20 protein-coding genes are annotated in these 22,054 nt (G+C 60.7%); 9 read left to right on the forward strand and 11 right to left on the reverse strand.

Features of this window, described 5'->3' with window-relative positions:
- Positions 1-218: 218 nt before the first annotated feature.
- The gene (locus tag F8N49_RS11170) at positions 219-626 is read right to left on the reverse strand and encodes a flagellar basal body-associated protein FliL (protein WP_056791694.1); all 408 of its coding nucleotides are present in this window, start codon (positions 624-626) and stop codon (positions 219-221) included.
- Between the two features lie 150 nt (positions 627-776).
- Between F8N49_RS11170 and F8N49_RS11175 the strand changes: the two genes are divergently transcribed.
- Both F8N49_RS11175 and glpT read left to right on the forward strand, forming a co-directional pair.
- A complete protein-coding gene (locus tag F8N49_RS11175; RefSeq protein ID WP_039757431.1) occupies positions 777-1,754 on the forward strand; it encodes an NADPH:quinone oxidoreductase family protein in 978 nt (325 codons plus the stop codon).
- A gap of 257 nt (positions 1,755-2,011) precedes the next feature.
- Positions 2,012-3,361 carry a glycerol-3-phosphate transporter gene (gene glpT, locus F8N49_RS11180; RefSeq protein WP_024014747.1) on the forward strand — a complete coding sequence of 450 codons (1,350 nt, stop codon included), beginning with the start codon at positions 2,012-2,014 and terminating at the stop codon, positions 3,359-3,361.
- Here the strand turns inward: glpT and F8N49_RS11185 are convergent.
- The 7 genes from F8N49_RS11185 to F8N49_RS11215 all read right to left on the reverse strand — a co-directional run bounded on the left by F8N49_RS11185 (position 3,337) and on the right by F8N49_RS11215 (position 11,468).
- A complete protein-coding gene (locus F8N49_RS11185) occupies positions 3,337-4,005 on the reverse strand; it encodes a gamma-glutamylcyclotransferase (RefSeq protein WP_024014748.1) in 669 nt (222 codons plus the stop codon). The two genes, glpT and F8N49_RS11185, sit on opposite strands and share 25 nt — an antisense overlap.
- Before the next feature lie 184 nt (positions 4,006-4,189).
- A complete protein-coding gene (locus tag F8N49_RS11190) occupies positions 4,190-5,158 on the reverse strand; it encodes a CDP-6-deoxy-delta-3,4-glucoseen reductase (protein ID WP_122612310.1) in 969 nt (322 codons plus the stop codon).
- On the reverse strand, positions 5,158-6,624 hold the full coding sequence (ubiD, locus tag F8N49_RS11195; protein WP_071172153.1) for a 4-hydroxy-3-polyprenylbenzoate decarboxylase: 1,467 nt from the start codon (positions 6,622-6,624) through the stop codon (positions 5,158-5,160). The genes F8N49_RS11190 and ubiD overlap by 1 nt, the downstream gene beginning before the upstream one ends.
- A gap of 80 nt (positions 6,625-6,704) precedes the next feature.
- Positions 6,705-8,666, reverse strand: a complete 1,962-nt coding sequence (locus F8N49_RS11200; protein ID WP_071172152.1) for an acyltransferase family protein — start codon at positions 8,664-8,666, stop codon at positions 6,705-6,707.
- A gap of 137 nt (positions 8,667-8,803) precedes the next feature.
- Positions 8,804-10,063 (reverse strand): transcription termination factor Rho, encoded by a 1,260-nt coding sequence (gene rho / locus F8N49_RS11205; protein ID WP_003229334.1) that lies wholly within the window; start codon positions 10,061-10,063, stop codon positions 8,804-8,806.
- A gap of 247 nt (positions 10,064-10,310) precedes the next feature.
- Positions 10,311-10,640 carry a thioredoxin TrxA gene (gene trxA, locus F8N49_RS11210; RefSeq protein WP_003206727.1) on the reverse strand — a complete coding sequence of 110 codons (330 nt, stop codon included), beginning with the start codon at positions 10,638-10,640 and terminating at the stop codon, positions 10,311-10,313.
- A 120-nt stretch (positions 10,641-10,760) separates the two neighbouring features.
- Positions 10,761-11,468 carry a FadR/GntR family transcriptional regulator gene (locus tag F8N49_RS11215; protein ID WP_073471078.1) on the reverse strand — a complete coding sequence of 236 codons (708 nt, stop codon included), beginning with the start codon at positions 11,466-11,468 and terminating at the stop codon, positions 10,761-10,763.
- 256 nt (positions 11,469-11,724) lie between these two features.
- Here F8N49_RS11215 and F8N49_RS11220 point away from each other — a divergent pair, with 256 nt between their 5' ends.
- The 5 genes from F8N49_RS11220 to ppx all read left to right on the forward strand — a co-directional run bounded on the left by F8N49_RS11220 (position 11,725) and on the right by ppx (position 16,272).
- Positions 11,725-12,510 (forward strand): transporter substrate-binding domain-containing protein, encoded by a 786-nt coding sequence (locus tag F8N49_RS11220; protein WP_016772623.1) that lies wholly within the window; start codon positions 11,725-11,727, stop codon positions 12,508-12,510.
- Positions 12,511-12,531: 21 nt separating this feature from the next.
- Complete coding sequence (locus tag F8N49_RS11225) at positions 12,532-13,200, forward strand: amino acid ABC transporter permease (RefSeq protein WP_151551440.1); 669 nt, start codon at positions 12,532-12,534, stop codon at positions 13,198-13,200.
- The gene (locus F8N49_RS11230; protein WP_016772621.1) at positions 13,197-13,847 is read left to right on the forward strand and encodes an amino acid ABC transporter permease; all 651 of its coding nucleotides are present in this window, start codon (positions 13,197-13,199) and stop codon (positions 13,845-13,847) included. The genes F8N49_RS11225 and F8N49_RS11230 overlap by 4 nt, the downstream gene beginning before the upstream one ends.
- A complete protein-coding gene (locus F8N49_RS11235; protein WP_110644477.1) occupies positions 13,834-14,571 on the forward strand; it encodes an amino acid ABC transporter ATP-binding protein in 738 nt (245 codons plus the stop codon). The genes F8N49_RS11230 and F8N49_RS11235 overlap by 14 nt, the downstream gene beginning before the upstream one ends.
- A gap of 198 nt (positions 14,572-14,769) precedes the next feature.
- Positions 14,770-16,272, forward strand: a complete 1,503-nt coding sequence (gene ppx, locus F8N49_RS11240; protein WP_016772620.1) for an exopolyphosphatase — start codon at positions 14,770-14,772, stop codon at positions 16,270-16,272.
- 170 nt (positions 16,273-16,442) lie between these two features.
- Here ppx and ppk1 read toward each other — a convergent pair whose 3' ends face one another.
- Positions 16,443-18,668 (reverse strand): polyphosphate kinase 1, encoded by a 2,226-nt coding sequence (ppk1, locus tag F8N49_RS11245; protein WP_016772619.1) that lies wholly within the window; start codon positions 18,666-18,668, stop codon positions 16,443-16,445.
- Positions 18,669-18,686: 18 nt separating this feature from the next.
- The gene (gene hemB / locus F8N49_RS11250; protein ID WP_041476908.1) at positions 18,687-19,700 is read right to left on the reverse strand and encodes a porphobilinogen synthase; all 1,014 of its coding nucleotides are present in this window, start codon (positions 19,698-19,700) and stop codon (positions 18,687-18,689) included.
- Between the two features lie 207 nt (positions 19,701-19,907).
- On the opposite strand from hemB, the gene F8N49_RS11255 reads away from it, so the two are divergent.
- Entirely contained in the window at positions 19,908-20,567 is a 660-nt protein-coding gene (locus tag F8N49_RS11255) for a DedA family protein (RefSeq protein WP_056791681.1), read from the forward strand.
- A gap of 167 nt (positions 20,568-20,734) precedes the next feature.
- Positions 20,735-21,403 carry an isoprenoid biosynthesis glyoxalase ElbB gene (gene elbB / locus F8N49_RS11260; RefSeq protein WP_016772616.1) on the forward strand — a complete coding sequence of 223 codons (669 nt, stop codon included), beginning with the start codon at positions 20,735-20,737 and terminating at the stop codon, positions 21,401-21,403.
- 128 nt (positions 21,404-21,531) lie between these two features.
- Here the strand turns inward: elbB and F8N49_RS11265 are convergent, their stop codons facing one another.
- Positions 21,532-21,987, reverse strand: a complete 456-nt coding sequence (locus F8N49_RS11265; RefSeq protein ID WP_110644479.1) for a YaiI/YqxD family protein — start codon at positions 21,985-21,987, stop codon at positions 21,532-21,534.
- Between the last annotated feature and the right edge of the window lie 67 nt (positions 21,988-22,054).

A 22,054-nucleotide genomic window follows, 5' to 3' on the forward strand; every position in this document is an offset into this window, starting at 1 on the left:
TACCCAAGCACTGGTCGCACTAGCCCGCAAGCTTGCACGGGTGGTATTTGCTCTGTTGAAAAACCAGAGCGAATACTCACCCAAAGGCGTTTAGGGGCTAGGCATGAACCATAGAATCTCCCACAGGGTTATTCGGTGAATGCAAAAATGTGCATCACCACCAATCCACTGTGGGAGCGAGCCTGCTCGCGAAGGGGCTTGCCCGGACAGCGAACGACTTACTGAATGATCAGGTTGTTGAACAACAGATCCTCAACAACAGGCTTGCCGGTCTCGTCATTCATGACCTGCTGAGTCTGCTTCAACGCTTCCTGACGCAGCTTTTCCTTGCCTTCAATGCTGCCCATCGCCTCGGTCGACTGCTGAGTGAACAGCGCCACCAGCTGATTGCGAATCAGCGGCTCGTTGGCCTTGACCAGTTTGGTCGCCTCTTCGCCAGTTACGCGCAGGGCCACATCGGCCTTGTAGACCTTGAGCTTGGCGGTGCCGTCGAGGCCATAGTTGCCGACGAACGGCGGGCTCAGGGTGATGTAATTGACTTTCGGCGCCTCGCCTTCTTTGGCTTCTTCGGCCAGTGCTGCCACAGGCAGAGACAGGGCCAGCAACAACATGATCCACGCTTTCACAATTCGCTCCTTATCCGGTTTGCGGCCTAGCATAACGACCCGCCGCGCAAGCACAAGCTTATGGCTGACTATCAGGGTCGGGCATGCTCGTTGACCCGTTGATTCACACACCTACACTTATCGGCCATCACTCCCAAAGGAATAGCCCTGATGAAAGCCGTGCTGTGCAAAGCCTTCGGCCCTGCCGAATCGCTGGTGCTGGAAGACGTCGCCAGTCCTGTCGCCAAGAAGAATGAAATCCTGCTGGACGTGCACGCTGCCGGAGTCAATTTCCCGGACACGCTGATCATCGAGGGCAAGTACCAGTTCAAACCGCCCTTCCCGTTTTCGCCGGGCGGTGAAGCGGCGGGCGTGGTGCGTGAAGTGGGGGAAAAGGTCAGCCATCTGAAAGTCGGCGACCGGGTCATGGCCTTGACTGGCTGGGGCAGTTTTGCCGAGCAGGTTGCGGTGCCGGGCTACAACGTCCTGCCGATTCCGCCGTCGATGGACTTCAACATTGCCGCTGCATTCAGCATGACCTACGGCACGTCGATGCACGCGCTCAAGCAACGCGCCAACCTGCAACCGGGCGAAACCCTGCTGGTGCTCGGCGCGTCGGGCGGCGTCGGCCTCGCCGCTGTGGAGATCGGCAAAGCCATGGGCGCCCGGGTGATCGCCGCCGCCAGCAGCGCCGAGAAGCTCGCGGTGGCCAAGGCTGCCGGCGCCGATGAGCTGATCAACTACAGCGAAGCCAGCCTCAAGGACGAGATCAAACGCCTCACCGACGGCCAGGGCGCCGACGTGATCTACGACCCGGTCGGCGGCGACCTGTTCGACCAGGCCATCCGCGCCATCGCCTGGAACGGCCGCCTGCTGGTGGTCGGCTTCGCCAGCGGACGCATCCCGGAACTGCCGGTCAACCTCGCCCTGCTCAAAGGCGCGGCGGTGCTCGGCGTGTTCTGGGGCTCCTTTGCTCAGCGCCAACCCCAGGACAACGCAGCCAACTTCCAGCAGCTGTTCGCCTGGTTTGCCGAGGGCAAGCTGAAACCTCTGGTATCGCAGGTGTATCCGCTGAGCAATGCCGCGCAGGCGATCGATGATCTCGGCCAGCGCAAGGCTGTGGGCAAGGTTGTCGTTCAGGTTCGTTAACAACACGGAGCGATCCGGAGCAACCATCCGGATCGCTTTACCGTTGAGGTCTGCCTCTTCCATACGTCAAACCGCAGAAACCCACCCGAGCCACCATCCCCTCAGCGCCGCCTTCTTATCTCAGAGCGACATGTTCATAAAGGAACGCTCATCTGCTCAAATTTCCGCTGTTTTGCCGACGTGAAGCGATGCTATTTTCGGTAACGAAACTGTAACATTCGCATCCGCAGTCAAAACAAGAAAACTGGAGCTCTTGAATGTTTGCTTTCTTTCGTCCTGCCGCACATCAGGCTCCATTGCCTGAAGAAAAAATAGACAGCACCTACCGCCGCCTGCGTTGGCAGATCTTCGCCGGTATCTTTATCGGCTACGCCGGTTACTACCTGCTGCGCAAGAACTTCTCCCTCGCCATGCCGTACCTGATCGATGAAGGCTACAGCCGTGGCGACCTCGGTCTGGCGATGTCGGCGATCGCCATTGCTTACGGTCTGTCGAAGTTCCTCATGGGCCTGGTGTCCGACCGTTCCAACCCGCGCTTCTTCCTGCCGTTCGGTCTGCTGGTCTCGGCCGGGGTGATGTTCATTTTCGGTTTCGCGCCGTGGGCAACGTCCAGCGTGACGATGATGTTCATTCTCCTGTTCATCAACGGCTGGGCGCAGGGCATGGGCTGGCCGCCGAGCGGGCGGACCATGGTGCACTGGTGGTCGCAGAAGGAACGCGGCGGCGTGGTCTCGGTGTGGAACGTGGCGCATAACGTCGGCGGCGGTCTGATCGGCCCGCTGTTCCTGATCGGCATGGGCCTGTTCAATGACTGGCACGCGGCGTTCTACGTCCCGGCAGCGGTCGCGCTGGGCGTGGCGGTATTCGCCTTCATCACCATGCGTGACACCCCGCAATCGGTCGGCCTGCCGCCGATCGAGCAGTACAAGAACGACTATCCGGAAGGCTACGACGCCAGCCACGAAGACGAATTCAGCGCCAAGGAAATCTTCGTCAAGTACGTGCTGCGCAACAAAATGCTCTGGTACATCGCTCTGGCCAACGTTTTCGTCTACTTGCTGCGCTACGGCGTGCTGGACTGGGCGCCGACCTACCTGAAGGAAGCCAAGGGCTTCACCGTGGATAAAACCTCGTGGGCCTATTTCTTCTACGAGTGGGCAGGCATCCCGGGCACGCTGCTGTGCGGCTGGATGTCGGACAAGATCTTCCGTGGCAACCGTGGCCTGACCGGCATGGTGTTCATGGCCCTGGTGACTGTTGCGACTCTGGTGTACTGGCTCAATCCGGCCGGTAACCCGATGGTCGACATGATCGCCCTGCTGTCGATCGGCTTCCTGATCTACGGCCCGGTGATGCTGATCGGCCTGCAAGCGCTGGAACTGGCGCCGAAGAAAGCCGCCGGTACCGCAGCGGGCTTCACCGGTCTGTTCGGTTATCTGGGGGGTTCGGTCGCGGCCAGTGCGGCGATGGGCTACACCGTTGACCACTTCGGCTGGGATGGCGGTTTCGTGCTGCTGGTCGGCGCTTGCCTGCTGGCGATGGCCTTCCTTGCGCCAACGCTGTGGCACAAGCAAGTCGCCAGTCAGAGCCGTGAAGCGGTCGCCTGATCGCTGTGTGATTTACAGCGCTTGAGCCGCGCCTCCAGATTTCGATCCGGCATGGCGTGGCTACGCAGGGCGTGCGCGGTCTGCTCGACATAATCGCGAGTGGTGCCGTAGCGCCCGCTGGCGCTGGCGAACACCTGGCTGAGCACATGGTCCGGCAGGTTGCCGGCATAGCTCGGCAGATGACGCTCCAGCACGAATCCCAAGGCCTGCACCTGAGTGCCATCTTCGAGCCGGCAATTGAGCCAGTGCGGGCGATACGACGGAAACGGCATCTCACGTTTCCACAGCGCATACAGCGCGGTATCGAGATTGTCTTCCGGCAAGCGGTAGGCAAAGCCACTGCATGAACCGCCGCGATCCAGACCGAACACAAGACCGGGCATTTCCGGCGTGCCCCGATGCTCGTGGGACCACAGGTACAAGCCGCGATGATAGCCATGCACGCGACCGCGCATGCGCTCGACTGCCGTGCATTCCGGGCGCCAGATCAGCGAACCATACGCGAACAGCCACACCGGCCCGCCCTTGTGGCGCGCCATGGTCGATTGCATGGAAGCGAGAAGTTGTTCGTGCGTCAGCTGCGGCCCAAGATCGAGCCGCGGAGGGTAAGCCAGGTTCAGAATTGCGTTTTCAATGGCGCTCATGGCGAATAGCGTTCAGCTCCCCGCGGGTGAAGAATTACTTAATAGAACGCACCGCTGTAACAATAAGGCACATATGTTTTAAGGCAATTTAAGTGCCACTGATTAATCGCCTGATTGATATATAACCTAGCGGTATTTACTGTTTAACGTAAATACCGATCGGCTATATACCAAGTTATAAGTATCAGGAGCGCGGCGCGTAGGCGAACACATCGGCGCGCATCTGATGCGCATCCATGCCCGCCTCGACCAGCGCGTCCAAGGTGCCGTAAACCATCGCTGGCGACCCGCTGGCATAGACGTGCAGCGGCTTCAGATCAGGGAAATCTTCGCAAACCGCCTCGTGCAACATCCCGCAGCGCCCTTCCCAGCCGCACTGGTCGCTGACCACTTTGTGCAGGAACAGATTGGGCAGCTTCAGCCATTCCTCCCAGTGCTCGATCTGATAAAAATCTTCTGGACGGCGTACGCCCCAATACAGATGCACTGGATGCTTGAAGCCTTCGGCGCGGCAATGTTCGATCAGGCTGTGAATCTGGCCCATGCCGGTGCCGGCGGCGATCAACACCAGAGGACCGTCGGGCAGCTCCGCAAGATGTGTGTCACCGAACGGCAACTCGACACGCACCAGCGGGTTGCGTTGCAGCTGCTCGATCAGGCTCAACGCACTGGTTTCGCGCGCCAGCACATGGATTTCCAGATCACGCCCGCCGTGGGGTGCCGAAGCCATGGAGAACGCCGACTTCTCACCGTTCTCACGCTCGATCATCAAATATTGCCCGGCGTGATAGCGCGGCGGCTTGCCCGCCGGTGCCCGCAGGCGCACGCGCCAGGTGTCGCCGCCGACCTCGCGGCACTCGATGACCTGACACGACAGGCTTCGCACCGGCAGCTCACCCAGCGCGAGCACGCCATCCCACAGCAGCACGCAGTCTTCCAGCGGTGCGGCGATGCAGGTGTAGAACTCGCCATGATCGTGGACTTTGCCGGCCTGCTCGACGCGGCCCTCCACCAGCAGCGCTGCACACACGTGGCAATTGCCGTTGCGGCAGCTTTGCGGGCAGTCATAGCCCAGGCGCCGCGCACCGTCGAGAATCCGCTCACCGGGCTGTATCTCGAGCACTGCTCCGGAAGGCTGCAGGGTTACACGCATCAATCTATTCCTAACTGGTTCCAGATGGCATCGATCCGTTGGGTGACGGCGTCGTCCTTGACGATCACACGGCCCCACTCGCGGGTGGTTTCGCCCGGCCACTTGTGGGTGGCATCCAGGCCCATTTTCGAGCCCAGGCCGGAAATCGGCGAGGCGAAGTCGAGGTAGTCGATCGGCGTGTTATCGATCATCACCGTATCGCGCTTGGGGTCCATGCGCGTGGTGATGGCCCAGATCACGTCGTTCCAGTCGCGGGCGTTGATATCGTCGTCAGTGACGATAACGAACTTGGTGTACATGAACTGTCGCAAAAACGACCAGACGCCGAGCATCACGCGCTTGGCATGCCCCGGATACGACTTCTTCATCGTCACCACGGCCATGCGGTACGAGCAGCCTTCCGGCGGCAGGTAGAAGTCGGTGATTTCCGGAAACTGCTTCTGCAGGATCGGCACGAACACTTCGTTCAGCGCCACGCCGAGAATCGCCGGCTCATCCGGCGGACGGCCGGTGTAAGTGCTGTGATAGATCGGTTTGGTCCGGTGGGTGATGCGCTCGACGGTGAACACCGGGAAGCTGTCGACTTCGTTGTAGTAACCGGTGTGGTCGCCATACGGACCTTCGTCGGCCATTTCGTCGGGATGGATCACGCCTTCGAGGATGATTTCGGCGGTGGCCGGCACTTGCAGATCGTTGCCCCTGCACTTGACCAGTTCGGTGCGGTTACCGCGCAAGAGCCCTGCGAAAGCATATTCGGAGAGGCTGTCAGGTACCGGCGTCACGGCACCGAGAATCGTTGCCGGATCGGCGCCAAGGGCCACGGACACCGGGAACGGCTGGCCCGGATGCTTCTCGCACCACTCGCGGAAGTCGAGAGCACCGCCACGATGGCTGAGCCAGCGCATGATCACCTTGTTGCGGCCGATCACTTGCTGGCGGTAGATACCGAGGTTCTGGCGTTCCTTGTTCGGACCTTTGGTGACCGTCAGGCCCCAAGTGATCAGCGGACCGACGTCGCCGGGCCAGCAGGTCTGCACCGGCAACATCGCCAGATCGACGTCGTCGCCTTCGATGACCACTTCCTGGCACACCGCGTCTTTGACGACTTTTGGCGCCATCGAAATGATCTTGCGGAAGATCGGCAGTTTCGACCACGCGTCCTTCAAGCCCTTCGGCGGCTCCGGCTCCTTGAGAAAGGCCAGCAGCTTGCCGATTTCGCGCAGTTCGCTGACCGACTCGGCGCCCATGCCCATGGCCACGCGCTCGGGCGTGCCGAACAGGTTGCCGAGCACCGGAATGTTGTAACCGGTGGGCTTCTCGAACAACAATGCCGGGCCTTTGGCCCGCAGCGTGCGGTCGCACACCTCAGTCATTTCCAGCACCGGCGAGACGGGAATCTGGATGCGTTTCAACTCTCCGCGCTGCTCAAGCTGCTGCACGAAATCCCGAAGATCCTTGAATTTCATTGACGATGGCACCCTCAAAATAGGCGTACATCCTACCTGCTCTGACGGGCAAACAGCAGCCCGTCAGTGCGTGGCATCGCTCAATGGCGGCTTGTGCCCAGCAGCAACGGCGCAAACAACGGGCCCAACCGGGCGCTGCCGGCGTCGGAAAGATGATCGGCATCCTTGTATTGCGAGTGGCCGTCGACGTCGATCATGCACAGGCCGTCCTTGCACATCAGCGGCGTTGGGTCGATGACATGAATCCCGGAATCAGCGGCGCTCATCGAGCCGAACAACGAAGTGAAAAACTGCTGGCGAGCCAAGTGTTCGTTGAGCGGGCGACCAAGTCCTTCTGCCGAACGACCGATGCGCGCCAGACTGGTCAGACGGTCGATGAAGCTCTTGTGTTGCAGTGGCACTTCCTTGAACAGCCAGACTTGTACACCTGCCGCTCGCAGTTCAGCCACTTGAGCCTTGAGCCCTACCGCCAGACGCTGCTCGGCTTGCGCCATGTTGTCTTTGCGATCAAGCAGAAACTGTTTATCGCCGTCGCCATCTTCGCGACCATAGATGTATAGACTCCAGTTCGCCGCCAGAACCACGTCCTTGATCCCTCGCTCGAGTACCAGCGCCATGTTGCGCTTGTTGAAGTCTTTGCATTGCTGGCGCAGGTGCTCGTCGATAATCGGCGGGCATGCCGTCAGGCTGTACAACCAGACCGGATGTACATCGCGACCGGCATTGCCTGCAATGGCCGGCAACAAGGCCGCGGTGTGACTGTCCCCCCAGAACATCTTTGTCGGGGCGACCTCTTGATCGCCACCCACCAGACAGACCTTGTCCAGCGCCTTGTCCGTGCTCAACTGCATGCAGTCGGTTTGCCCGGCTTTCCACTCACGAGACTGCGCATATTCAAGCGCCTTGCCGCTCAAACGCTGCGGTACGCCGTCCGCCGAACGGATGGCCGAACCGACCACCGCCAGGACGGCAATCGACGCCAGGCCGCCGACCAATACCGAGCTACGGCTGGCAAACACACGCTTCTCGCGAAACGGCAGTTCGACAAAGCGCAGACTCAGCCACGCCAGAGTGACCGCCAGAGCGATCCAGCCGAGCGCTTCAGGCGGCTGGATGCCATCAATGGAGATGGCATTGGCATACACGTAGATCGGCCAGTGCCACAGGTACAGCGAATAGGACAACAGACCGATCCACACCATCGGCCGCAGGCTCAGCAACTGGCCGGCCAGTGTCGGACCGCGCGCGCCCGACCAGATCAACGCAGTCGTACCAAGCACCGGTACCAATGCCGCCCAGCCCGGGAACACCGTGGTTTTGTCAAAAGTGAATACCGCCAGCAGCACCGCTGCCAAGCCGGCCAGTCCGACCGTCTGCCGAACCCAAAGCCGCGGCGCGTGCTTCGCTGCCGGCAACACTGCGAGCATGGCGCCGCAGAGCAATTCCCAGGCGCGGGTCGGCAGGGAGAAGAAAGCGAATTCAGGCCGACGCTCGATGTAAACGATGTTCAGCCCGAACGACACCAGCAGCACGGCGAACAGCATCCAGCGCCAATGCCGGACGTACCGCATCAACAGCACCATCATCAGCGGGAAGAAGATGTAGTACTGCTCCTCCACGGCCAGCGACCAGGTATGCAGCAAGGGTTTGAGATCGGAAGCCGGCGCGAAGTAGCCGTCCTCGCGCATGAACAGGATGTTGGATATGAACAGCGACTGGTAGCGAATCGTTCGCCCCAGGTCTGACAGGTCCTTGGCGGTCAGCAGTAACCAGCCAAGCGCCAGTGTCACCACTACGACCAAGGTCAGCGCAGGCAGGATGCGCCGGGCGCGACGCCCCCAGAAATCGAGAAAACTGAAGCGCTGGGCGCTGATTTCGCGGAACAGGATCGAGGTGATCAGAAATCCGGAGATGACGAAGAAAACATCCACGCCGACGAAGCCGCCGCTGAATGTATTGAATCCGAAATGAAACAGCACGACGGGAAGTACCGCGAGCGCGCGTAAGCCGTCGATATCACGGCGATTGCCAAACGTGTGCATGAAAAACCTTACCTGTTCTGGATACAGAATCCCTTGAAGGCGCGACGTTAGCAGCCGCGCATACTTCAATCCAGATACAAATAAATCGCCGACAAAAAAAGCGCCCCTTGCGGAGCGCTCCTTTTATCAGCTGCGCACTACTTGCGTTTCATCGACAAGAAGAACTCGTCGTTGGTCTTGGTCGTCTTCAGCTTGTCGACCAGGAACTCGATGGCGGCCACTTCGTCCATCGGGTGCAGCAGCTTGCGCAGAATCCACATGCGCTGCAGTTCGTCGTCGGCGGTCAGCAACTCTTCGCGGCGGGTGCCGGAGCGGTTGATGTTGATGGCCGGGAACACACGCTTCTCGGCGATCTTGCGATCCAGAGGCAGTTCCATGTTGCCGGTACCCTTGAATTCTTCGTAGATCACTTCGTCCATCTTCGAGCCGGTTTCAACCAGCGCGGTGGCGATAATGGTCAGCGAGCCGCCTTCTTCGATGTTACGCGCGGCACCGAAGAAACGCTTCGGCTTCTCGAGGGCGTGGGCATCGACACCACCGGTCAATACCTTGCCGGAGCTCGGGATCACGGTGTTGTAGGCACGGGCCAGACGAGTGATGGAGTCGAGCAGGATCACCACGTCTTTCTTGTGTTCGACCAGGCGCTTGGCCTTCTCGATCACCATTTCAGCAACCTGCACGTGACGGGTCGGCGGCTCGTCGAAGGTCGAGGCAACCACTTCGCCGCGCACGGTGCGCTGCATTTCGGTCACTTCTTCCGGACGCTCGTCGATCAACAGCACGATCAGGTGAACTTCAGGATTGTTACGGGCGATGTTCGCTGCGATGTTCTGCAGCATGATCGTTTTACCGGCTTTCGGCGGTGCGACGATCAGACCACGCTGGCCTTTGCCGATCGGTGCGCACAGGTCGATCACGCGACCGGTCAAATCTTCGGTGGAACCGTTGCCGGCTTCCATCTTCATGCGCACGGTCGGGAACAGCGGCGTCAGGTTCTCGAAGAGAATCTTGTTTTTCGCGTTCTCCGGACGATCGAAGTTGATCGTGTCGACCTTGAGCAGGGCGAAATACCGCTCGCCTTCCTTCGGAGGGCGGATCTTGCCAACGATGGTGTCACCGGTGCGCAAGTTGAAGCGGCGGATCTGGCTCGGCGAGACGTAGATGTCGTCAGGACCGGCGAGGTAGGAAGCGTCTGCGGAGCGCAGGAAGCCGAAGCCGTCCTGGAGAATCTCCAGCACGCCATCACCGGAGATTTCCTCGCCGCTTTTCGCGTGCTTTTTCAGCAGGGAGAAAATCACGTCCTGCTTGCGCGAACGGGCCATATTTTCTATGCCCATCTGTTCGGCCAATTCGAGCAGTTCGGTAATCGGCTTTTGCTTGAGTTCAGTCAGATTCATATAGGAATGACGTAATCATTTATGGAGGGGGGAAATTAAGCTTTTGGCTTAATGAGGCCGCGCCGCGGAGAAGGCGACAGGATCGCGAACTAATTCGAAAAGGAGTGCGTCGGCGACGGCTAGCAGGGGGCATTGGAGAAACCAGTGCGGGGCCGAATGTACCACCTGAGTTTCGGAGCGTCTAGCCCTGAATACGCAAAAAGCCCCGCGATTTGCGGGGCTTTTTTTCAGCGTTTTACTGCGACGCTCAGATGTTGGCGTCGAGGAACGCCGCCAGCTGCGACTTCGACAGTGCGCCGACCTTGGTCGCTTCAACGTTGCCGTTCTTGAACAGCATCAGCGTCGGGATACCACGCACGCCATGCTTGGCCGGGGTTTCCTGGTTTTCGTCGATGTTCAGTTTGGCGACGGTCAGCTTGCCTTTGTAAGTCTCGGCAATCTCGTCCAGAACCGGTGCGATCATTTTGCAAGGGCCGCACCATTCAGCCCAGTAGTCGACCAGGACAGCGCCTTCGGCCTTGAGTACGTCGGCTTCGAAGCTAGCGTCGCTAACGTGTTTGATCAGATCGCTGCTCATGGAATTCTCCAGGTTGTAAGCAAAAAAACGTGGCCCATCATAGCCGCCCTTCCCTTGTTCAGGAAGCCGCAGATGATTGAGTGTTGCTATGGCCCTTGATGAGTTTGGGTATAGCTCAACTCACGCCGTGGCGGGAGCGATGAAGGCGATTCCGGTACGCAGGGCGGCGTTGCGCACATGTTCCTGCATGGCTTTCTGCGCCGCCCCCGACGCGCGGCGCGCCAGGGCACGGAGGATCTTGCGATGTTCCTGCCAGGTTTCCATCGCGCGCTCGGCGCGAATGAACGGCAGTTTCTGGCTTTCGAGGAAGATCTCGGCGCTGGCGGTGAGAATGCTCAGCATCGCCTGATTACCGCTGGCAAGAAGGATGCGTCGGTGGAATTCGAAGTCGAGTTTCGCCGCTGCCTCAAAGTCGCCGAGCTTCAATTGCTCGCGCATGGCCGCAACGTTGTCTTCCAGCGCATCCAGATCGAACGTGCTCAACGTCACCGCCGCCAACCCTGCTGCAAACCCTTCGAGCGCATAGCGCAATTGAAAGATATCCAGCGGTGATGCCTGCGCCGCAAACGACCAGCCTGGCGCGTTGTCGCCGCGCGACAATTCGACCGGTGACTGCACGAACACGCCCTTGCCCGGCTGAATGCTGACCACGCCCAGTGCACTGAGCGACGACAGCGCTTCACGCAACGATGCCCGACTGACGCCCAGTTGCAGCGCCAGATCCCGTTGCGAAGGCAACGCATCGCCAGCGCCGAAGCCCTGTTCGGTGATCAGTTTGCGGATCGCTTGCAGCGCCACTTCGGGTACGGCGCGGGAGATCGAATTCATGATGTGCGGACGCGTCAGGGCCAAGGTGCGGCTAGTTGTAAAGCTATTCGTCGAGTCCGGCAAGTCGTGCCCCAGCGGGGTTCGGCGCGCACTGCCGATGCGCCATCGCAGTGCGAAAACCGAGTTGACTGTTCAGACCAGTAAGACCGAACCAAGCCGCTGATGCCGCGGCCTGCCGGGGCGAAATCCGCCTGTTGGCACGGCCCATGCTCTGTCCGATCGCAGCAACCACTTCCCGCCGATCCGGAGATTGTTCATGACCCAGCGTTACAGCGCCCTCCTCGCTTCCCTGTTTGCCGGCCTGCTGCTGTGCCAGGCCCCCGCTCACGCCGACGGTCTGGACGACGTGGTCAAACGCGGCACGCTGAAAGTCGCCGTGCCCCAGGACTTCCCGCCGTTCGGCTCGGTCGGCCCGGACATGAAGCCGCGCGGCCTGGATATCGACACGGCGAAACTGCTCGCTGACCAACTCAAGGTCAAACTCGAACTGACCCCGGTCAACAGCACCAACCGCATCCCGTTCCTCACCACCGGCAAAGTCGATCTGGTGATTTCCAGCCTCGGCAAAAACGCCGAGCGCGAGAAGGTCATCGACTTCTCCCGCGCCTATGCGCCGTTCTACCTCGCCGTGTTCGGCCCGCCAGACGCTGCGATCACCAGCCTCGACGACCTCAAGGGCAAGACCATCAGCGTCACCCGGGGCGCCATCGAAGACATCGAGCTGAGCAAAGTCGCCCCCGAAGGCGTGACCATCAAACGTTTCGAAGACAACAACTCGACCATCGCTGCTTATCTGGCAGGCCAGGTCGATCTGATCGCCAGCGGCAACGTGGTGATGGTGGCCATCAGCGAGAAGAACCCCAAGCGCGTACCGGCGCTGAAAGTGAAGCTCAAGGATTCGCCGGTCTACGTCGGTGTGAACAAGAACGAAGCGGCGTTGCTGGCCAAGGTCAACGACATCCTCAACACCGCCAAGGCTGACGGCGCGCTGGAAAAGAACTCGCAGACCTGGCTGAAAGAGCCGCTGCCGGCCGATCTCTGATCGACTGCGCGGGAGACGTTCATGGCTTATCAGTTCGATTTTTTGCCGGTGGTGGAAAACACCGACCTGCTGCTGCGCGGCGCACTGTTCACCCTTGAGCTGACCGCCATCGGCGCGCTGCTCGGGGTCGGCGTGGGCATTGTCGGGGCGCTGGTGCGGGCGTGGCAGATCCGCCCGTTCTCGGCGATCTTCGGCGTCTACGTCGAGTTGATCCGCAACACGCCGTTTCTGGTGCAACTGTTCTTCATCTTCTTCGGCCTGCCGTCGCTCGGCATGCAGATCTCCGAGTGGCAGGCGGCGGTGCTGGCGATGGTGATCAACCTTGGCGCCTATTCGACCGAAATCATCCGCGCCGGCATCCAGGCGATTCCGCGCGGGCAGCTGGAAGCGGCAGCGGCACTGGCGATGACCCGCTTCGAAGCGTTCCGCCACGTCGTCCTGCTGCCAGCGCTGGGCAAGGTCTGGCCGGCGCTGAGCAGCCAGATCATCATCGTCATGCTCGGTTCGGCGGTGTGTTCGCAGATCGCCACGGAAGAATTGAGCTTCGCCGCCAACTTCATTCAGTCACGCAACTTCCGCGCCTTTGAAACCTATGCGCTGACCACCCTGATCTATCTGTGCATGGCGCTGCTGATCCGCCAGTTGCTCAACTGGATCGGCCGCCGGTTCATTGCGAGGAGCAGCCAATGAGCGATTTCACTTTCTGGGACATCCTGCGCAACCTGCTCACCGGCCTGCAGTGGACGCTGGCGCTGTCACTGGTGGCGTTCATTGGCGGCGGCCTCGTCGGCCTGCTGATTCTGGTGATGCGCATCTCCAAGAACACGCTGCCCAGCAGCATCGCCCGCACCTGGATCGAGCTGTTTCAGGGCACGCCACTGCTGATGCAGCTGTTTCTGGTGTTCTTCGGTGTGGCGCTGGCCGGGATCGAGATTTCGCCGTGGATGGCCGCCGCGATCGCTTTGACCTTGTTCACCAGCGCCTATCTGGCAGAGATCTGGCGCGGCTGCGTCGAGGCCATTCCCCACGGTCAGTGGGAAGCTTCGTCGAGCCTGGCGCTCAATCCGCTCGAGCAATTGCGCTACGTGATTCTGCCGCAAGCGCTGCGCATCGCCGTGGCGCCGACCGTAGGCTTCTCGGTGCAAGTGGTCAAAGGCACAGCGGTGACCTCGATCATCGGCTTCACCGAACTGACCAAGACCGGCGGCATGCTCGCCAATGCCACGTTCGAACCGTTCATGGTCTACGGCCTCGTCGCCCTCGGCTACTTCCTGCTCTGCTACCCCTTGTCCCTCAGTGCGCGCTACCTGGAAAGGAGACTGCATGCCTCTGCTTAGAATTTCCGCCCTGCATAAATACTACGGCGATCACCACGTACTCAAAGGCATCGATCTCAGCGTCGAGGAAGGCCAGGTCGTGGCGATCATCGGCCGCAGCGGCTCGGGCAAATCGACTCTGTTGCGCACACTCAACGGCCTGGAGTCGATCAACGACGGCGTGATCGAAGTCGACGGCGAATACCTCGACGCCGCCCGCGCTGATCTGCGCAGCCTGCGACAGAAGGTCGGCATGGTCTTCCAGCAGTTCAACCTGTTCCCGCACCTGACCGTCGGGGAGAACGTCATGCTCGCGCCGCAAGTGGTGCAGAAAGTACCCAAGACCAAGGCTGCCGAACTGGCGCGGGAAATGCTCGAGCGAGTCGGGCTCGGGGAGAAATTCGATGCCTTTCCGGATCGCCTGTCCGGCGGGCAGCAACAGCGGGTGGCGATTGCCCGGGCTTTGGCGATGTCGCCGAAGGTGCTGCTGTGCGATGAAATCACTTCGGCACTGGACCCGGAACTGGTCAATGAAGTGCTCAGCGTGGTGCGACAGTTGGCCAAGGAAGGCATGACGCTGATCATGGTCACCCACGAGATGCGCTTTGCCCGAGAGGTGGGCGACAAACTGGTGTTCATGCACCATGGCAAGGTGCATGAGGTGGGCGATCCGAAGGTGTTGTTTGCCAATCCGCAGACGGCCGAGCTGGCGAACTTTATTGGCACGGTGGAAGCGACAGCCTGAAGCAGCCTCATCCTGATCGTTCCCACGCTCCGCGTCGGAATGCCTCACCGGACGCTCTGCGTCCGCTTTTGGGACGCGGAGCGTCCCGGGCTGCATTCCCACGCAGAGCGCAGGAACGATCAGGTTTGAACCATGCGCGTTGGCGCCAGCGTTTGATCGTGGCACGATGTCGGGGTTATCGACCGAGACCCCCTGACCATGCCGCAATCCCAAGCCAAGAATCTGTCCCTGATCGCCGCAATCGACCTGGGCTCCAACAGCTTTCACATGGTCGTGGCCAAGGCCCAGAACGGCGAAATCCGCATTCTCGAGCGCCTCGGCGAGAAGGTGCAACTGGCCGCCGGCATCGACGATGCGCGCCAGCTCAACGAAGAATCGATGCAGCGCGGCCTCGATTGCCTCAAGCGCTTTGCGCAACTGATCAACGGTATGCCGCTCGGTGCCGTGCGCATCGTCGGCACCAACGCCCTGCGTGAAGCGCGCAACCGTGGCGAATTCATCCGCCGCGCCGAGGAAATCCTCGGCCACACGGTTGAAGTCATCTCCGGCCGTGAAGAAGCGCGCCTGATCTATCTCGGCGTTTCGCACACACTCGCCGACACCCCAGGCAAACGTTTGGTCGCCGACATCGGCGGCGGCAGTACCGAATTCATCATCGGCCAGCGCTTCGAGCCGTTGCTGCGCGAAAGCCTGCAGATGGGCTGCGTGAGTTTCACACAGCGTTATTTCAAGGACGGCAAGATCACCCCGGCCCGCTACGCCCAGGCCTACACGGCGGCGCGCCTGGAAATCATGAGCATCGAGCACGCCCTGCATCGCCTGACCTGGGATGAAGCCATCGGCTCCTCCGGTACGATTCGCGCCATCGGCCTGGCCCTGAAGGCTGGCGGCCACGGCAGCGGCGAGGTCAACGCCGAAGGCCTGGCGTGGCTCAAGCGCAAGCTGTTCAAGCTCGGCGACGCCGACAAGATCGACTTCGAAGGCATCAAGCCTGACCGTCGGGCGATCTTCCCGGCGGGCCTGGCGATTCTCGAAGCGATCTTCGACGCCCTCGAACTGCAACGCATGGATCATTGCGAAGGCGCGCTGCGTGAAGGCGTGCTCTACGACCTGCTCGGCCGCCATCATCACGAAGACGTGCGCGAACGCACCCTGACCTCGCTGATGGAGCGCTATCACGTCGATTTGGAACAAGCGGCGCGGGTCGAACGCAAGGCCCTGCACGCGTTCGATCAGGTCGCCGTCGACTGGGAGCTGGAGGACGGTATCTGGCGCGAACTGCTCGGCTGGGCGGCGAAAGTGCACGAAGTCGGCCTCGACATCGCTCACTATCACTACCACAAGCACGGTGCCTACCTGATCGAGCACTCCGATCTGGCCGGCTTCTCCCGCGAGGATCAGCAGATGCTCGCGCTATTGGTGCGCGGGCACCGGCGCAATATTCCCAAGGACAAGTTCGCCGAATTCGGCGATGACGGCATCAAGCTGATTCGCCTGTGCGTGCTGCTGCGGTTCGCCATTCTGTTCCATCACATTCGCGGAACCCAGGCGATGCCGCAGGTGGCGCTGCATGCCAATGGCGACCATCTCGATGTGGAATTCCCGGAGAACTGGCTGGATGAAAATCAGCTGACCCAGGCGGATTTCGGGCTTGAGGCGGACTGGTTGACGCGGGTGGGGATTGTTCTCACGGTGCATTGACACTGATTGTGGCGAGGGGATTTATCCCCGCTGGCCTGCGCAGCAGGCCCGATTTTGACTCAAGGGGTCGCTTCGCGCCCAACGGGGATAAATCCCCTCGCCACAGGTCGGAATCAGTGCAGGTACAAAAAAGGCGATCCCGAGGGATCGCCTTTTTATTGGGCTGAAGGTCAGCTGCTCACCGGCAATATCGGGCTGCCCAACCGCTCCAGCAACGTCGCCTGCGCACTGCGCGGGTTCTGGTTGCCGGTTGGCGTGTTGCGAATGTAGCGGCCGTCCGATTGCAAACTCCAGCTGTGGGTGTTGTCGGTCAGGTACAGCTCCAGCTCCTTCTTGACGCGGGTCAGCAGCTTCTTGCCTTCCACCGGGAAGCAAGTCTCGACGCGCTTGTCGAGGTTGCGCTCCATCCAGTCGGCGCTGGAAAGGAACATCTGCTCGTCGCCGCCGTTGAGGAAGTAGAACACTCGCGTGTGCTCGAGGAAGCGGCCGATGATCGAGCGCACATGAATGTTGTGCGAAACCCCAGCGATGCCCGGACGCAGGCAGCACATGCCGCGCACCACCAGATCGATGCGCACGCCGGACTGGCTGGCCTTGTACAGCGCGCGGATGATCTTCGGATCGGTCAGCGAGTTGAACTTGGCGATGATGTGCGCCGGTTTGCCTTCGAGGGCGAACTGGGTTTCGCGGGCAATCATGTCGAGCATGCCCTTCTTCAGGGTGAACGGCGCATGCAGCAGCTTTTTCATGCGCAGCGTCTTGCCCATGCCGATCAACTGGCTGAACAGTTTGCCGACGTCTTCGCACAAAGCGTCGTCGGAGGTCAGCAGGCTGTAGTCGGTGTAGAGCTTGGCATTACCGGCGTGGTAGTTGCCGGTACCGAGATGCGCATAACGGACGATCTCGCCAGCCTCACGGCGCAGGATCAGCATCATCTTGGCGTGGGTCTTGAAGCCGACCACGCCGTAGATCACCACCGCACCGGCCGCTTGCAGACGGCTGGCCAGTTGCAGGTTGGATTCCTCGTCAAAGCGCGCACGCAGCTCGATCACCGCGGTGACTTCCTTGCCGTTACGCGCGGCGTCGACCAGCGCATCGACGATTTCCGAGTTGGCGCCGGAGCGGTAAAGCGTTTGCCGTACGGCCAACACATGCGGGTCTTTCGCGGCCTGACGCAGCAGGTCGACCACCGGGGTGAACGACTCGAAAGGGTGCAGCAAGAGGATGTCCTGCTTGCTGACCACACTGAAGATGTTTTCGCTGTTCTGCAGCAGTTTCGGGATCTGCGGGGTGAACGGCGTGTATTGCAGCTCCGGATGGCTGTCCAGACCGGTGATGCTGAACAGACGCGTCAGGTTGACCGGGCCGTTGACCTGGTAAAGCTCGGTCTCGCTCAGGTTGAACTGCTTGAGCAGATAGTCCGAGAGGTGTTTCGGGCAAGTGTCGGCGACTTCCAGACGCACCGCGTCACCGTAACGCCGCGAGAACAGCTCGCCACGCAGGGCGCGAGCGAGGTCTTCGACGTCTTCGGAATCGAGCGCCAGGTCGGCGTTTCGGGTCAGACGAAACTGGTAGCAGCCTTTGACCTTCATGCCCTGGAACAGGTCATCGGCGTGGGCGTGGATCATCGACGACAGGAACACATAGTTGTCGCCGGCACCGCCGACTTCTTCCGGGACCTTGATGATCCGTGGCAGCAGGCGCGGCGCCGGGATGATCGCCAGACCGGAGTCGCGCCCGAAGGCGTCGATGCCTTCGAGCTCGACGATGAAGTTCAGGCTCTTGTTCACCAGCAGCGGGAACGGGTGCGTCGGGTCGAGGCCGATCGGGGTGATGATCGGCGCGATCTCGTCGCGGAAATAGCGCCGGACCCAGGTCTTGAGCTTGGTCGTCCAGTTGCGCCGACGGATGAAGCGAACCTGATGCTTTTCCAGCTCCGGCAGCAGAATATCGTTAAGGATCGCGTACTGGCGGTCGACGTGACCGTGGACCAGCTCGCTGATCCGCGCCAGCGCCTGATGCGGCTGCAAGCCGTCAGCGCCGGCCTGCTCGCGGGCAAAAGTGATCTGCTTTTTCAGCCCGGCGACGCGGATTTCGAAGAATTCGTCGAGGTTGCTGGAGAAGATCAGCAGGAACTTCAGCCGCTCCAGCAACGGGTAGGACTCGTCCAGCGCCTGTTCCAGCACGCGGATGTTGAACTGCAATTGCGAAAGCTCGCGGTGGATGTACAGGCTGCTGTCATCCAGGCCGGGAATGGCGATCGCCGGTACCGCCACAGCGGTTTCGGCAACCGGCGCGGGTGGCGCAGGCTCCAGTTCCGGCGGGGTTTCGGTGATTTGCTCGACAACCGGCTGAGCTTCTTTTACGGCAACTTCAGTGAGTCCTTCGGTATTCATGGAATGTTCCTGGGAGGGCTATTTCTGCTCTCGTAACAATTGAGCGGCACGAACGGCAAAGTAAGTCAGGATGCCATCTGCACCGGCACGTTTAAAGGCGGTCAGTGACTCGAGGATCACCGCTTCGCTCAACCAGCCATTCTGGATAGCGGCCATGTGCATGGCGTATTCGCCACTGACCTGATAGACGAAGGTCGGCACCTTGAAGGCATCTTTGACGCGAAAAAGAATGTCCAGGTAGGGCATGCCCGGTTTGACCATGACCATGTCCGCACCTTCGGACAAGTCGGCACCGACTTCGTGCAGCGCTTCGTCACTGTTGGCCGGGTCCATCTGATAAGAGGCCTTGTTGGCCTTGCCGAGGTTCGACGCCGAACCCACGGCATCGCGGAAAGGCCCGTAGTAGGCGCTGGCATATTTGGCCGAGTAGGCCATGATGCGCACGTTGACGTGGCCGGCAATTTCCAGCGCCTCACGAATCGCCTGGATGCGACCGTCCATCATGTCCGACGGCGCCACCACCTGCGCGCCGGCTTCGGCATGGGACAGCGCCTGACGCACCAGCGCATCGACGGTGATGTCGTTCTGCACGTAGCCGTCTTCGTCGAGAATGCCGTCCTGACCGTGGGTGGTGAACGGGTCCAGCGCGACGTCAGTGATCACGCCCAGCTCCGGGAACCGCTCACGCAGGGCGCGAGTGGCGCGCTGGGCGATGCCTTCGGGATTCCAGGCTTCGGCGGCATCGAGGGATTTCAGTTCAGGCGGGGTAACCGGGAACAGCGCCAGCGCCGGAATGCCCAGCTCGACCCACTTCGCCGCTTCTTCAAGCAGCAGATCAATGGTCAGTCGCTCGACGCCCGGCATCGAGGCCACGGCTTCGCGGCGGTTTTCACCGTCGAGCACGAACACCGGCAGAATCAGATCATCGACCGTCAATACGTTTTCACGCACCAGGCGCCGCGAAAAATCATCACGACGATTGCGACGCAGACGAGTGGCAGGGAACAGACGATTGGCGGGGGTAAAGCTCACGGCAGACTCCTGAGCCCGGGCAAACGGGCGAGCGTGACAGTTATAGACGGCCATTATGACTAACAGATGACAGTTATGTGTGCTCTGTGACAGGTAGCCGCAATCCATTGTCGATGTAGGAAATGTTCACGTCGAGACACATTTGGACACTTTCATGAATGTGCCCGAAGGGTTAGGCTGCGCGTTCATTTCGCCAGCACCCAGACAATGCTCCAACAATTTCTGCACGACTTTGGCTACTTTGCCTTGTTTCTCGGCACGTTCTTCGAAGGCGAAACCATTCTGGTGCTCGCAGGCTTCCTTGCGTTCCGTGGATACATGGACATCAACCTGGTGGTGGTCGTGGCGTTTTTCGGCAGTTATGCCGGTGATCAGCTGTGGTACTTCCTGGGGCGCAAGCACGGGCGCAAATTGCTCGCGCGCAAACCGCGCTGGCAGATGATGGGCGACCGTGCGCTGGAGCACATCCGCAAACATCCGGACATCTGGGTCCTGAGCTTCCGCTTCGTTTATGGCCTGCGCACGGTGATGCCGGTGGCGATCGGCCTGTCCGGTTATCCACCGGGACGTTACTTGCTGCTCAACGGCATCGGCGCGGCGATCTGGGCCACCGCGCTGGCTGCGGCGGCTTACCACTTCGGCGCAGTGCTGGAAGGCATGCTCGGCAGCATCAAGAAGTACGAGCTGTGGGTGCTCGGCGCCTTGCTGATCCTCGGGCTGGGCCTGTGGCTGCGGCGCCGCTTCAAGAATGCGCAACTGGCGAAGAAAATCTATCAGGACGAGCAGCTCGCCAAGGCCGCCGAAGCAGAGCAGTTGCGCCAGGCCGAAGCGACCCCTCCTGCCGGGCCGAAAACGCCAGCCGAATAAGCCATTCGCTGGCGACTGCCATGCGCATTCAAGGCAAATAATGAACACCCCGCCGCCGTTGCGATCCATTGAGAGAGCGCTCTGTTCCCGCGCGCGTCAGCCATGCCCCTATGGCCACGCGCGACGATTTGAGGGACATTGAGCGCCATGAATCTGGAGAGAAGCCCATGAGCAAAAAAGTTGCAGTGATCCTGTCCGGCAGTGGCGTGTACGACGGCGCCGAAATCCAGGAAAGTGTCATCACCCTGCTGCGCCTCGACCAGCGCGGCGCACAGGTGCAGTGCTTCGCGCCAAACATCGCGCAATTGCATGTGATCAACCACCTGACCGGCGAAGAAATGCCGGAATCGCGCAACGTACTGGTGGAATCGGCGCGGATTGCCCGGGGCAACGTCAAGGATATCCGCGACGCCGATGTCGAGGATTTCGACGCACTGATCGTGCCCGGCGGTTTCGGCGCGGCAAAGAACCTGTCGAACTTCGCGATCGAAGGCGCCGGCTGCACCGTGCAACCTGAAGTGCTGGCCCTGGCCGAAGCATTTGCCGAAGCGGGCAAACCGGTCGGGCTGATCTGCATCTCCCCGGCGCTGGCAGCGAAAATCTATGGCCCGGGCGTGACCTGCACCATCGGCAACGACGCCGACACCGCTGCGGCCATGAACAAAATGGGCGCCACCCACGAAGAGTGCGCTGTGACCGAAATCGTCGAAGACAAGGCGCGCAAACTGGTCACCACCCCGGCGTACATGCTGGCGCAGACCATCAGTGAAGCGGCTTCGGGGATCAACAAACTGGTCGACCGCGTGCTCGAACTGACTCACGAAAACGACGCTTGATCCCTCGCCGTAGATGAAACCAAATGTGGCAGCGAGCTTGCTCGCGAATGCGTTGTATCAGCCAACATCAGGTTGTATGACACACAGATTTCGCGAGCAGGCTCGCTCCCACAGCGATTGTGCAAGACTCAGGGCGTGCGGGTGAGTCGGGTCAGGATCCGATCCAGCGCATTGGCAAACGCCTGCTTCTCGCGTTCGCCAAACGGCGCCGGCCCGCCGCTCATCTGGCCCTGCTCTCTGAGGTCGGTGAACAGGTTACGCACTGCCAGACGCTCACCCATGTTCTGCGCATCGAACTCCTTGCCGCGCGGATCCAGCGCCGCCACGCCCTTCTTCACCAGCCGATCGGCCAGCGGAATATCGCTGCAGATCACCAGTTCGCCGGGCACCGCATGCTCGACCAGATAATCATCCGCCGCATCCGGCCCGCTCGGCACCACGATCAGTTTGACGATGGCCAGCCCCGGTTTGGTCTGCGGCTGCCCGGCTACCAGCACCACTTCGAACTGGCGCTTTAACGCGAACTTCACCACCAGATCCTTCGCCGCCCGCGGACAGGCGTCGGCATCGATCCATACACGCATGTTCTTGCCTCCAAAAAATTCGCGAGCAGGCTCGCTCCCACAGGATACAGACCGAACCTGTGGGAGC

It is taken from the genome of Pseudomonas sp. GXM4 (assembly GCF_008923895.1).
Lineage (GTDB): Bacteria > Pseudomonadota > Gammaproteobacteria > Pseudomonadales > Pseudomonadaceae > Aquipseudomonas > Aquipseudomonas atacamensis.

Coding starts and splice junctions, on each gene's coding strand:
- F8N49_RS11175 (WP_039757431.1), top strand. CDS start 777: ATGAAAGCCGTGCTGTGCAAAGCCTTCGGCCCTGCCGAATCGCTGGTG.
- ubiD (WP_071172153.1), bottom strand. CDS start 6,624: ATGAAATTCAAGGATCTTCGGGATTTCGTGCAGCAGCTTGAGCAGCGC.
- elbB (WP_016772616.1), top strand. CDS start 20,735: ATGAGCAAAAAAGTTGCAGTGATCCTGTCCGGCAGTGGCGTGTACGAC.
- F8N49_RS11215 (WP_073471078.1), bottom strand. CDS start 11,468: ATGAATTCGATCTCCCGCGCCGTACCCGAAGTGGCGCTGCAAGCGATC.
- F8N49_RS11220 (WP_016772623.1), top strand. CDS start 11,725: ATGACCCAGCGTTACAGCGCCCTCCTCGCTTCCCTGTTTGCCGGCCTG.
- trxA (WP_003206727.1), bottom strand. CDS start 10,640: ATGAGCAGCGATCTGATCAAACACGTTAGCGACGCTAGCTTCGAAGCC.
- glpT (WP_024014747.1), top strand. CDS start 2,012: ATGTTTGCTTTCTTTCGTCCTGCCGCACATCAGGCTCCATTGCCTGAA.
- F8N49_RS11230 (WP_016772621.1), top strand. CDS start 13,197: ATGAGCGATTTCACTTTCTGGGACATCCTGCGCAACCTGCTCACCGGC.
- F8N49_RS11190 (WP_122612310.1), bottom strand. CDS start 5,158: ATGCGTGTAACCCTGCAGCCTTCCGGAGCAGTGCTCGAGATACAGCCC.
- F8N49_RS11185 (WP_024014748.1), bottom strand. CDS start 4,005: ATGAGCGCCATTGAAAACGCAATTCTGAACCTGGCTTACCCTCCGCGG.
- ppk1 (WP_016772619.1), bottom strand. CDS start 18,668: ATGAATACCGAAGGACTCACTGAAGTTGCCGTAAAAGAAGCTCAGCCG.
- F8N49_RS11235 (WP_110644477.1), top strand. CDS start 13,834: ATGCCTCTGCTTAGAATTTCCGCCCTGCATAAATACTACGGCGATCAC.
- rho (WP_003229334.1), bottom strand. CDS start 10,063: ATGAATCTGACTGAACTCAAGCAAAAGCCGATTACCGAACTGCTCGAA.
- F8N49_RS11265 (WP_110644479.1), bottom strand. CDS start 21,987: ATGCGTGTATGGATCGATGCCGACGCCTGTCCGCGGGCGGCGAAGGAT.
- F8N49_RS11225 (WP_151551440.1), top strand. CDS start 12,532: ATGGCTTATCAGTTCGATTTTTTGCCGGTGGTGGAAAACACCGACCTG.
- F8N49_RS11255 (WP_056791681.1), top strand. CDS start 19,908: ATGCTCCAACAATTTCTGCACGACTTTGGCTACTTTGCCTTGTTTCTC.
- ppx (WP_016772620.1), top strand. CDS start 14,770: ATGCCGCAATCCCAAGCCAAGAATCTGTCCCTGATCGCCGCAATCGAC.
- F8N49_RS11200 (WP_071172152.1), bottom strand. CDS start 8,666: ATGCACACGTTTGGCAATCGCCGTGATATCGACGGCTTACGCGCGCTC.